Here is an 11,232-nt window from a genome sequence, read left to right on the forward strand (position 1 = left end):
TCCAGTGCGTGAATTACTGGGAACGGTGTATAGCTTGAAACTGAAGCAGCACCACTCGCGCGCAGAAGTTGCGCCTTGCAGCACTACCAGGAGGGACGGGGCAAAACCCCGATCAGATGAAAGCTAAGAGTTTCTTCAAGGGCCCGGGCATCTGGATTGTTGTCGTTGTTGGCTTGCTCCTGGTGGCATTCGCGACACTGGCTCCGGGCGGTTCAACGCGCATTGACACCAAGGAAGGCCTCGAGCTCCTTTCCCAGAGCGGGAAGGTTGAGCAGGCCAAGATTTTCGACGCCGAGAATCGCGTTGACCTGGTACTCAAGGACAACCTGAACCTGGATGGCCAGGACAAGGGCAAGAATGTCCAGTTCTTCTATGTCACGGATCGCGGTCCTGATGTGGTGAAGGCTGTTACCAACGCCAACCCGGACAAGGGCTTCACGGACCAGCCGGTCGAGAACAACTGGTTCTCCGGGCTGTTCTCGCTTCTCATCCCGGTGCTGCTGCTGGGCGTCCTGTTCTGGTTCCTGCTTTCGCGCATGCAGGGTGGCGGTTCCAAGGTCATGCAGTTCGGTAAGTCCAAGGCCAAACTGGTCAACAAGGACATGCCGCAGGTGACTTTCGCCGACGTTGCTGGTGCCGACGAGGCCGTCGAGGAACTCCAGGAAATCAAGGAATTCCTCCAGGAACCCGCTAAGTTCCAGGCAGTCGGCGCCAAGATCCCCAAGGGTGTGCTGCTCTACGGCCCTCCAGGTACAGGTAAGACCCTGCTGGCCCGTGCTGTTGCCGGCGAAGCCGGTGTTCCTTTCTTCTCCATTTCCGGCTCGGACTTCGTGGAAATGTTCGTCGGTGTTGGTGCTTCCCGTGTCCGCGACCTTTTTGAGCAGGCCAAGGCAAGCTCTCCGGCCATCATCTTCGTCGATGAAATCGATGCCGTGGGCCGTCACCGTGGCGCCGGTATCGGCGGCGGTAATGACGAGCGCGAGCAGACGCTTAACCAGCTCCTCGTGGAGATGGACGGCTTCGACGTCAAGACCAACGTCATCCTGATCGCCGCCACCAACCGTCCGGACGTCCTGGACCCGGCCTTGTTGCGCCCGGGCCGTTTCGACCGCCAGATCACCGTGGAAGCCCCGGACATGATCGGCCGCGAACAGATCCTCAACGTGCACGCCAAGGGCAAGCCGATGGCGCAGGGCATCGATCTCCGGGCTGTTGCCAAGAAGACCCCCGGCTACACCGGTGCAGACCTGGCAAACGTGCTCAACGAGGCTGCACTGCTGACCGCGCGTTCAAACGCCAACCTGATTGACGACCGCGCCTTGGACGAGGCAATCGACCGCGTCATGGCCGGCCCGCAGAAGCGAAGCCGCGTCATGAAGGAACTTGAGCGCAAGATCACCGCGTACCACGAGGGTGGCCACGCGCTGGTTGCTGCGGCACTGCGCAACTCGGCCCCGGTCACCAAGATCACCATCCTTCCCCGTGGTCGCGCCCTCGGCTACACCATGGTCATCCCCGAGGACGACAAGTACTCGGTTACCCGTAACGAACTACTGGACCAGATGGCCTACGCCATGGGCGGCCGTGTTGCTGAGGAAATCGTGTTCCACGACCCCTCCACTGGTGCTTCCAACGACATTGAGAAGGCCACGTCCACGGCCCGGAAGATGGTCACGCAGTACGGCATGAGCGAACGCGTTGGTGCCGTGAAGCTGGGCCAGGGTGGCGGCGAGCCGTTCCTCGGACGCGATGCCGCACAGGAGCGCAACTTCTCGGACCAAATCGCCTACGTGGTGGACGAGGAAGTCCGCCGCCTGATCGACCAGGCGCACGACGAGGCCTACGCCATCCTCACCGAAAACCGCGACGTCCTGGATCGCCTGGCGCTGGAACTGCTGGAACGGGAAACCCTGAACCAGGCTGAGATCGCGGAGATCTTCCACGACATCCGGAAACGTGATTTCCGCGAGATCTGGCTTTCCAAGGAATCCCGCCCGGTCCAGTCGATCCCACCGGTCGAAAGCCGTGCCGAGAAGGCTGAGCGCGAGGCCCAGGAGGAAGCCAAGAAGGCCCGCCTGGACGAGCCTCTGGACGTCGTGGCCCCGCATGCCCAGGGCGTCAGCAGCCAGGAGTCCTTCGAGGCACCGAATCCCAACGGCGGCCCCGACCACCCGCATCACGGCTAAGCTTTCTGCTGTGACTCATTTCGACGACGACGACGACCTCGCCGCCGCCCACGGTTCTGCCACGGGCTCCAAGCACGGCCAAAAAGTGGATCGCCCGCGCATTGAAGCGGCGGTCCGGGAGATTCTCCTTGCCATTGGGGAAGATCCCGAGCGTGGCGGTCTCCAGGACACGCCAAAGCGGGTGGCCAAGGCCTACGCCGAGGTCTTCGCGGGCCTCCACCAGCACCCGGAGGAGGTCCTGTCCACCACCTTCGACCTCGACCATGAAGAGCTTGTCCTGGTGAAGGACATTCCCTTCTACTCGACGTGCGAACACCATCTGGTGCCTTTCCACGGCGTCGCGCATGTCGGTTATATTCCGTCACATGATGGCAAGGTCACTGGGCTTAGCAAGTTGGCGCGGTTGGTGGATATTTATGCCCGGCGTCCCCAGGTGCAGGAGCGGCTCACCACTCAGATCGTTGAGGCCCTTGTCACGCACCTGAACCCGCGCGGGGCGATTGTTGTCGTCGAATGCGAGCACATGTGCATGTCCATGCGCGGCATCCGCAAGCCCGGCGCGAAGACCGTCACCAGCGCGGTGCGCGGTCAGCTCCATGACCCGGCCACCCGCGCCGAGGCCATGAGCCTCATACTCGGAAGGTAAGCATTATGGACTCCCTCGCTGCAGCACCCGGAACCGGCCCGGCCACAAGCCCGTTGCCGGTTCTCCGTAAGCCGCGACCCGCGGCCAGGTTCGAGGACCTGCCAAAGGACCGCACGCTTGTCATGGGAATCCTCAACGTCACCCCGGATTCCTTCAGCGACGGCGGCGCCCACCGGACGCCTGATACGGCCATCGCCCTCGGTTTGCGTATGTTCTACGCGGGCGCCGACATCATCGACGTCGGTGGAGAATCCACGCGCTCCGGCGCGGAGCCCGTTTCCCCTGAAGAAGAACAGCGCCGGGTTATCCCGGTGATCCAGGCGCTCGTCAAAGCGGGCGCGTTGGTCAGCATCGACACGATGCACACTTCCACCGCCGCGGCTGCCGTGGAGGCCGGCGCGGCGATCATCAACGATGTGTCCGGCCTGACCATCGAACCCGACATGCCTGAACTCGTGGCCCGCACCAAGGTTCCCTATATCCTCACGCACCGCCGCGGTGATGCGCTGACCATGGACAGTCTCACGGACTATGACAACGTCGTTGACGATGTCGTGGCGGAGCTCAGCGGTGTCCGCGACAAGTTGTACGCAGCGGGCGTTGCCCCGGAGCAGATCATCATCGATCCGGGCGTTGGTTTTTCCAAGAACGAGGACCAGAACTGGGAGATCCTCAAGAACCTCGACAAGCTTTTTGGCCTCGGCCACAAGGTGATGGTGGCTGCTTCCCGCAAGCGGTTCCTCGGTTCGCTCCTGACTGTTTCGGGCAAGTCGGCTGCGCCTCTTGAACGTGACGCTGCGACGGCGGCCATTACCGCTTTGAGCGCCACCAAGGGCGCCTGGGCTGTCCGCGTTCACGACGTCGGTCCCAGCCTTGACGCCGTCAAGGTCGCCGCCCGTATCGCCCGCTGATTGGACAATGCTGTGGACAGGATCACGCTGACCGGCGTCACCGCCGTCGGTTATCACGGGGTGTTCGATTTCGAACGCCGTGACGGCCAGCCGTTCGTGGTGGACGCAGTGCTGCACACGGACTTCACCAAGGCTGCCCAGACCGATGACCTGCAGTACACGGCGCATTATGGCGAAGTTGCCGAGCTGATCACCAAGCACATCGAGGGTGAGCCGCTGAACCTGATCGAGGCCCTGGCTGTCAGGATCGCCGAGGGCATCCTGGCGAACTACAGTGTGGCCGCCGTCGACATCACAGTCCACAAGCCCAAGGCGCCCATCGAGGTGCCTTTTGGAGATGTCACTGTCAGCGTCCACAGGGAGCGGTCATGACACCTGTCTACACCAAGGCCATCCTGGCTCTGGGCAGTAACCTTGGCGAGCGGAACGATACCCTCTCCACCGCAGTGGCCGATCTTGTGGATCCTCCCGAGGTCAGGTTGCTGGGTGTGTCTCCGGTCGTCCAGACCAAGGCTGTTGGCGGACCGGAGGGCCAACCCGATTTCCTGAACATGGTCATGGCGGTCGAAACGACCCTCACGCCGTTGGAACTCCTTAAGCATTGCCACGATGTGGAACAGAAGCATCACCGTGTCCGCGAGGTCCGTTGGGGTCCCAGGACCTTGGACGTGGACATTATTGTCTTCGGTGACCTTGTCAGCGAAGATCCCATCCTGACCATCCCGCATCCGCGGGCAGCCGAGCGGGCGTTCGTGCTGTACCCGTGGTCGCTGTTGGAACCGCACGCACAACTGGAGGGGCGCAGCGTAGCTGAACTGGCTGCCGTTGCCTCCGATATGCCGGATATCCGTCGTTTTGACGGCTTTGGTGACGTTGCCGGCGTGCCCGCCACGGGTGCGTTGGAGTAGCCATGAAAGCAATGCGTCCCGTGGTCCTGCTGCTGATCGCCGTGGTGGCTGCCGTCGTTGCCTGGTTGGCTACGGTTGCCACGAACCGTTTCAGCATGGCTACGCCGGTTCTTCCTGAATCTGCCCTGATCACCATGGGCGTTATCGCCGGGCTCACCCTGATCATGGGTATCCGGGTGCTGCGCTGGCGGAACGGCAAGAAGAAGAACATGCTGAACCCGATCCTGGCTGCGAGGACGTTGATCCTGGCCCAGGCTTGTGCGTATGCCGGGACTCTTCTCCTGGGGTGGCACGCCGGCATCGCGATCGACCTCCTCAGGGTCAGCCTCCGAAGTGGCGAGGGCATCCTCTGGAACGCGTTGCTGATGGGTGGCGGCGGAGTGGCGATGGTGGTGGTGGGGATCGTGGTTGAGCGGTTCTGCCGGATACCCCCTGAAGATTTCGAGGGCGGTACGCCCGGCCCTGACACGCGCAGGGGCGAGACCAAAGGCGAGGGCGAATATGCCTACCGCGGCGATTGATCCGCCGGGCGTCCAGTGGCTCAGGGTCTCCCCGAAGTACGTCACGGTTCGCTTGGTGGAGTGGGCCATTGGCAACCTGGTGTTGTTGCTGGTCCTCAGTTTGCCGGTCCTTTTTGTGCTTCTTGGGTGGTGGCGCTGGCCGCCGCTGTGGCTTGCCATCACGGTTCCGGCGGTGATGCTGGGCCTGGCATTGTGGCGCCTGGTCCTGATCCCGCGCCAGGTGCGTGCCATTGGTTACGCGGAACGCGACGACGACCTCCTTATTCGGCGCGGCATATTCTTCCAGCGCACCATGGTGGTCCCGTATGGCCGCATGCAATATGTTGATGTCGCCGTTGGCCCTGTCGAGCGCAGCCTGGGGTTGTGCACCTTGAAGCTCCACACCGCCTCTGCCGGTACCCATGCCCACCTGCCCGGACTTCCCGCAGAGGAAGGTGCGCGCCTCCGCGAGCAGTTGTCGGCCCGCGGAGAAGCCCGGCTGGCCGGGCTGTGAGCCCGGAGGGAAGCGTGGCTGCAAGCCTTCGGGATGAAACCGTCGACGGCGATTGGCGGCGGGTCCACCCGGCGTCGCCGTTCGTCCGCGGCTGGGTAGCGCTGGCCGCCGTCGGATATTTCTTTGGCCGCGACGCTTTCGAGCGCGTCCTGCAGGGCCGGGAATTCGTGGATCCCACCCTCAACAGCCGGGCCCCGTGGCTGCTTGCCGGCGGAGGTGTGCTCCTGCTGCTGACCGTTGGCGGTTTTATCCTCAGCTGGTACTTCACGCGCTACCAAGTGGCTGGGGGCTATGTCAGGGTGAACACCGGTTTCCTGTTCAAACAGCAACGACAGGCGCGCCTGGACCGTGTCCAGGCCATCGACATCGTCCAGCCGCTGCTGGCGAGGATCTTTGGCCTCGCCGAACTTAAGTTCGAGGTCGCCGACGCCGGAGAGTCGGCTGTGCGACTGGCGTACCTTCCGGTTGACCAGGCCAAGCAACTGCGCGCAACCATCCTCGCGCGGGCTGCGGGCGTAGTCAGTGGCCGGGAGGCCGCCGGGGAGGAAGTGCCGGAAGCGCCCGAGCATGTGGTGCTGTCAGTACCCCCGGGGCGGCTCATCGGTTCGCTGCTTTTGAGTGAGCAGACCGTGGGTATCCTGCTTGGTGCGGCCGCGGTGGTGGGCGTTTCCGTCCTGATGGACAACCAGGCGATTTTCCTGGCGTTGATCCCTGCCGTCCTGGGTATCGGGGCCGCGTATTGGAGTTCGTTCAACAAGGGCTACAACTTCACTGCTGCGATCTCGCCGGACGGTATTCGGCTTCGGTATGGACTGCTGGACACCCAGGCGCAGACGCTGCCGCCCGGGCGCATCCAGGCCCTGATGGTTGTACAGCCGCCAATCTGGAGGATTTTCGGCTGGTACCGGATGCACGTCAATGTGGCCGGCTATGGAGCCGCGGGCACAGAAGGTGCTGGGCGGACCATGTTGTTGCCTGTTGGGCTGAAAGCTGACGTCATGCGGATGATGTCGTTGGTGCTGCCTGATCCCGGCGTGGACGATCCCGAGAAGGTGTTCACTGCTGGTTTGACGGGTCTCGCCCGGGGCGCACGGTCGGCTGCCCCAAGCGATGACGGCTTCGTGGTAACCCCGCGGCGGGCACGTTTGCTGGCCCCACTGGGTTGGCGGCGCAACGGTTTCTTCGCCACCAGGACTGCCTTGTTGATCCGCTCCGGCCGGTGGTGGCGCACACTGGTGGTTGTTCCGCATCAGCGGACACAGTCGATGGCGCTGCATCAAGGCCCCTTGGCCCGGCGCTTCCGGGTGGCCGACCTGGTGCTCCACACCACGGCCGGACCCGTTTCGCCCAGGGTTTTCCAAGCCGGGGTAGAGCAGGCCGTCGCCTTGTTTGACCACCAGGCGGCGCGGGCCCGGGAAGCACGGAAACGGCAAACCAGCGAACAATGGCTGGCGCAGGTAGCCCCGCAGGCCCCGGAAGTCGCAGCTGCTGTGACGTCGCAACCACAAAGTTCCCCGTCACTACAACAACAGGAGGACCGCCAGGATGGCTAGGCCAGGACGACTCGGAGTCGGGATCATTGGCGCCGGGAAAGTGGGCGCCGTGCTGGGTGCGGCCTTGCGCGCGGCCGAGCACGCCGTCGTCGGGGTTTCCGCGGTGTCCGAGGCGAGCCGCGAACGGGCCGACAACCTGCTTCCGGGTGTCCCGATCCTGGAAATCCAGGACATCGTGGAGCGCTCGGAACTGGTGCTGCTTGCCGTCCCGGACGATGCCCTGGGTGAGCTGGTGGGGGGACTGGCGAAGCTTGGCGCCTGGCAGCCCGGCCAACTGGTGGCTCACACCTCGGGCCGGTTCGGCGTCGGAATCCTGAACCCGGTCCGCGCGGCCGGCGCGATTCCGCTGGCCCTCCACCCCGCCATGACCTTCACGGGCATGAGCCTGGACCTGGCCCGCCTCATGGATTGCACGTTCGGCGTGACCGCGGATGCCCCCATGCTGCCCATCGCCCAGGCGCTGGTTGTGGAGATGGGTGCCGAGCCGGTGGTTATCGCCGAAGGTGACCGGACGCTCTATCACGCATCCCTTGCGCACAGCTCCAACCACATGGTGACGTTGGTGGCGCAGGCGTCGCAAATGCTGCGGGAGATCGGCGTCGAGGCCCCGGAGTCCATGCTGGGCCCGTTGCTGCGGGCGACGCTGGAGAACGCCCTTGCCTCCGGTGAATCCGCGTTGACGGGTCCGGTGGCCCGTGGGGATGCAGGCACCGTTTCCGCGCACGCCCAAGCACTTAGGGAATACGACGGCGGCGCAGGCGGCGATGTCCTGGCCGCCTACCAGGCCATGGCTCAGGCCACCGCGCGCCGGGCAGTGAACCGCGGATTGCTGCGGCCGGAACAACTTAACGAGATCAGCAAGGCTTTGGGTGAGGAGCCCGGGGCGTTGGAAGGAAACTGAACAGCATGGCCATCAAACTCGTCACCACCGCGGCCCAGCTTCGCGCCGAAAGTGCCAGGATCCTGGCTGCCAAAAACGGGAATTCCCAGGGACTGGTACCTACCATGGGCGCCCTCCACGCCGGCCACGCCGCCCTCGCCCGGACCGCCGTCGCCGAGAACGACGTCGTGGTTGCCACGATCTTCGTGAACCCGCTGCAGTTCGGTGACGCCGTCGACCTCGACCGCTACCCGCGCACGCTCGAGGCCGACATGGCACTGCTGGATGCGGAAGGCGTTGACCTGGTCTTCGCGCCGTCAGTTGACGAGGTGTACCCGGGCGGCCAGCCACTGGTTCGCGTTACTGCCGGCCCGCTTGGCGACAAGTGGGAAGGCGCCTCACGCCCCGGCCACTTCGACGGCGCCCTCACTGTGGTGGCCAAACTGCTGCACTACGGGCTCCCCGGAGGTGCTTCAGCGGACGGCACGACGGCGGCCTACCGGGCTTACTTTGGCCAGAAGGACGCGCAGCAGTTGGCCTTGGTGAAGCGCATGGTTTCGGACCTGAACTTCCCTGTGGAGATCGTCCCGGTGCCCATCGTCCGCAGTGAGGACGGCCTGGCATTGTCGAGCCGGAACCGTTTCCTGTCGGATGAAGAGCACGACGCTGCACTGGTGCTTTCGCGGGCACTGCGCCTCATTGAGTCCCGGGCGAACGCCCACGAACCGCTGGACCTGGACTCCGCCGTCGAACTCGTTGCATCCCAGCCACTCGTGGAACTGGACTATTTCGACGTCGTTGACCCTTCCACGCTGGAACCGCTGGCGGAAAACTGCAAAGAGACCCCGTTCCGGGGCGAGGGGTTGGCGATCATCGCAGCCAAGGTAGGTCCGGTGCGGCTTATCGATAACGCACCATTGTTTTCCTAGCGTTTGGAAATTTCCTACTGACGGGAATTCGGTGGGCGCTTAGACTGTTCTTGTCTTCACCGGCATAGATCGCCGGCCACCAAAAACCAAACCTTGGGGAATCCTCATGTCTACCGACGTCTCGTCCGACGCCAGCGGCAAGCCCGAATCCGGCGCGCCCACCGGCGGTGCCACTACGGAGGCTTCGCGCCCCCAGGCCCCTGGAGCCCAGGCCCCAGCGTCTGGAAAGATGTCCCGTGAGTCGGTGACCGTCATTGTGACCTTGTTGGTGGCCACGTTCGTCGTGATCCTCAACGAGACCATTATGAACGTCGCCCTGCAACGCCTCATGACGGATCTCCAGGTGAGCGCCTCCACGGTGCAGTGGCTCGCCACTGGCTTCATGCTGACCATGGCCGTTGTCATTCCGACCACCGGTTTCATCCTGCAGCGTATGAGCACCCGCGGAGCGTTCATGCTCGCCATGGGCCTGTTCAGCGGAGGCACCTTGCTGGCAGCATTGGCGCCGGGATTCCTTGTGCTCCTGCTGGCGCGGATCGTCCAGGCAGGTGGGACGGCCATCATGCTGCCGCTGCTGATGACCACCATCCTGACGTTGGTCCCCATGGCCAAGCGAGGCGCCGTCATGGGCAACGTCAGCATTGCCATTTCGGTGGCTCCGGCCATGGGGCCCACTGTCTCCGGCATCATCCTGGATAATTTCTCGTGGCGCTTCATGTTCGTGTTCGTGCTGCCGGTCGCTTTGGCTGCCTTCGCGATCGGTGCCAAGTACCTCACCAACGTGGGCGAGCGTGGAAAGACCACCTTGGACGTCTTCTCCGTGATACTCACCGTGCCTGCCTTCGGTGGGCTCGTGTACGGCCTGAGCCAGATCGGTGGTGCAGACGCCGGAGTTGTACCTGTCATCGCCTTGGTAGTTGGCCTCCTCTGCTTGGCGCTGTTCGTCTTCCGGCAGCTCAAGCTCCAGAAGTCGGACTCGCCGCTGCTGGACCTCCGCGCCTTCAAATTCCGCATGTTCACCGTGTCGACGCTGTTGATGGTCGTCGCCATGATGGCGCTTTTCGGTGGCGTGATCCTGTTGCCGCTGTACTTGCAGAACACCCTGCACCTGCAGCCGCTGGAGACCGGCCTGGCACTGCTGCCGGGTGGTTTGGCCATGGGCTTGCTGGGTCCGGTCATCGGACGGATTTTCGACAAGGTAGGTCCCCTGCCGCTCACCGTCTCCGGTTCGGTGCTCATGGTCCTGACCCTGTGGCAGTTCTCCCGCTTGGACGAAGGCAGCCCGCTTGGCTGGGTTATTGCCCTGCACGTCACCCTGAGCCTTGGCCTTGCCATGCTGTTCACGCCGGCGTTCACCACAGGCCTGAACCCGTTGCCGCCGCACCTCTACTCGCACGGTTCGGCAATCATCAGCACCGCGCAACAGGTTTCCGGCGCGGCAGGAACAGCGTTGCTGGTCTCCATCTACTCCGTGGTGGCCGCATCGTCCGGCCTGGTGGCCGGCATGCACGCAGCTTTCCTGGCTGCGACCGTCATAGCACTGGCCGCGGTAGTCCTGGGTGCCATGATGCGCAAGACCGAAGGCGCCGGCGGCCACGGGGGCCACTAACGCTCTCTCACGTTCCGCCTGTTTGGGGCCGACGCCCATTCACTTACCGGCCCATTCCAGCAAACGCTCTCTCACTTAGGTGGGGGAGCGTTTCTGGTTTCCGGGCGGTGCTCGGCGTGGGGCCAATTCCTCGGTGCGCATGCACGGGACACTCTCTCAGCTTCCGCCGGTTTCGGGCCGGACGCTCTCTCACGTTCCGCCGGTTTGGTTGGGTGTTCGACGGCGGTGGGTGGGGTTGGTGTTTTCGCCTGTTGTTGCGGTGGTTGGGTGGTGTGACGGGCTTCACGGGGAGGTCTTGCGGGGATTTGCGCGGGTTTGGGGGTGTTGATGGGGTTGTTTTCCGGTTGTCTGCGGGGTTTTTGGGTGGTGTGGGGGTGGATTTGGTTAGGGGGCGGGGCGCGTGTAAAGTTATGTGAGTCGCCGCCGCTGATGCGGAAATAATGGTGACAAACTCCCTTAAAATTGCCGGTTTCGGTAGTGCTTTCATGCGCTCCTGTTGCGGTGGGGGAGGCCCGGTTCTGGTTTGCTTTGTGCGGCCGGTTCGGGTAAGTTTGAAAAGTTGCTCCGGAGCGATCCTGGACCCCTTGTGGGGTGTG

The 11,232-nt window shown here is 63.7% G+C and carries 11 protein-coding genes; all 11 read left to right on the top strand.

Going from position 1 to position 11,232, the window contains the following annotated elements:
- The first annotated feature begins 116 nt into the window (after positions 1–116).
- The 11 genes from ftsH (at position 117) to QRM57_RS15410 (ending at position 10,636) form a co-directional block, all read left to right on the top strand.
- Positions 117–2,186: an ATP-dependent zinc metalloprotease FtsH gene (gene ftsH, locus QRM57_RS15360; protein ID WP_235517968.1), complete on the top strand. Its 2,070-nt coding sequence runs from the start codon at positions 117–119 to the stop codon at positions 2,184–2,186.
- A gap of 10 nt (positions 2,187–2,196) precedes the next feature.
- Complete coding sequence (gene folE, locus QRM57_RS15365; protein ID WP_235517967.1) at positions 2,197–2,832, top strand: GTP cyclohydrolase I FolE; 636 nt, start codon at positions 2,197–2,199, stop codon at positions 2,830–2,832.
- A gap of 5 nt (positions 2,833–2,837) precedes the next feature.
- On the top strand, positions 2,838–3,743 hold the full coding sequence (gene folP, locus QRM57_RS15370; RefSeq protein ID WP_257370063.1) for a dihydropteroate synthase: 906 nt from the start codon (positions 2,838–2,840) through the stop codon (positions 3,741–3,743).
- Positions 3,744–3,755: 12 nt separating this feature from the next.
- Positions 3,756–4,115 carry a dihydroneopterin aldolase gene (folB, locus tag QRM57_RS15375; RefSeq protein ID WP_257370064.1) on the top strand — a complete coding sequence of 120 codons (360 nt, stop codon included), beginning with the start codon at positions 3,756–3,758 and terminating at the stop codon, positions 4,113–4,115.
- Entirely contained in the window at positions 4,112–4,651 is a 540-nt protein-coding gene (folK, locus tag QRM57_RS15380) for a 2-amino-4-hydroxy-6-hydroxymethyldihydropteridine diphosphokinase (protein WP_235517963.1), read from the top strand. The genes folB and folK overlap by 4 nt, the downstream gene beginning before the upstream one ends.
- Positions 4,652–4,653: 2 nt before the next feature.
- Complete coding sequence (locus QRM57_RS15385) at positions 4,654–5,172, top strand: DUF3180 domain-containing protein (protein WP_284987214.1); 519 nt, start codon at positions 4,654–4,656, stop codon at positions 5,170–5,172.
- Positions 5,153–5,665: a PH domain-containing protein gene (locus QRM57_RS15390; protein ID WP_284987215.1), complete on the top strand. Its 513-nt coding sequence runs from the start codon at positions 5,153–5,155 to the stop codon at positions 5,663–5,665. Before QRM57_RS15385 ends, QRM57_RS15390 begins: the two co-directional genes overlap by 20 nt.
- 14 nt (positions 5,666–5,679) lie before the next feature.
- A complete protein-coding gene (locus QRM57_RS15395) occupies positions 5,680–7,218 on the top strand; it encodes a PH domain-containing protein (protein ID WP_284987216.1) in 1,539 nt (512 codons plus the stop codon).
- Positions 7,211–8,119, top strand: a complete 909-nt coding sequence (locus QRM57_RS15400; protein WP_257370067.1) for a Rossmann-like and DUF2520 domain-containing protein — start codon at positions 7,211–7,213, stop codon at positions 8,117–8,119. The genes QRM57_RS15395 and QRM57_RS15400 overlap by 8 nt, the downstream gene beginning before the upstream one ends.
- Positions 8,120–8,124: 5 nt before the next feature.
- Positions 8,125–9,027: a pantoate--beta-alanine ligase gene (panC, locus tag QRM57_RS15405; protein ID WP_257370068.1), complete on the top strand. Its 903-nt coding sequence runs from the start codon at positions 8,125–8,127 to the stop codon at positions 9,025–9,027.
- A 106-nt stretch (positions 9,028–9,133) separates the two neighbouring features.
- The gene (locus QRM57_RS15410) at positions 9,134–10,636 is read left to right on the top strand and encodes a DHA2 family efflux MFS transporter permease subunit (protein ID WP_257370069.1); all 1,503 of its coding nucleotides are present in this window, start codon (positions 9,134–9,136) and stop codon (positions 10,634–10,636) included.
- The last annotated feature ends 596 nt before the right edge of the window (positions 10,637–11,232 follow it).

Source organism: Arthrobacter sp. fls2-241-R2A-172, assembly GCF_030208885.1.
In the GTDB taxonomy this organism is placed as follows: domain Bacteria; phylum Actinomycetota; class Actinomycetes; order Actinomycetales; family Micrococcaceae; genus Arthrobacter.

Coding starts and splice junctions, on each gene's coding strand:
- folP (WP_257370063.1), top strand. CDS start 2,838: ATGGACTCCCTCGCTGCAGCACCCGGAACCGGCCCGGCCACAAGCCCG.
- folK (WP_235517963.1), top strand. CDS start 4,112: ATGACACCTGTCTACACCAAGGCCATCCTGGCTCTGGGCAGTAACCTT.
- QRM57_RS15385 (WP_284987214.1), top strand. CDS start 4,654: ATGAAAGCAATGCGTCCCGTGGTCCTGCTGCTGATCGCCGTGGTGGCT.
- panC (WP_257370068.1), top strand. CDS start 8,125: ATGGCCATCAAACTCGTCACCACCGCGGCCCAGCTTCGCGCCGAAAGT.
- QRM57_RS15410 (WP_257370069.1), top strand. CDS start 9,134: ATGTCTACCGACGTCTCGTCCGACGCCAGCGGCAAGCCCGAATCCGGC.
- QRM57_RS15390 (WP_284987215.1), top strand. CDS start 5,153: ATGCCTACCGCGGCGATTGATCCGCCGGGCGTCCAGTGGCTCAGGGTC.
- ftsH (WP_235517968.1), top strand. CDS start 117: ATGAAAGCTAAGAGTTTCTTCAAGGGCCCGGGCATCTGGATTGTTGTC.
- QRM57_RS15400 (WP_257370067.1), top strand. CDS start 7,211: ATGGCTAGGCCAGGACGACTCGGAGTCGGGATCATTGGCGCCGGGAAA.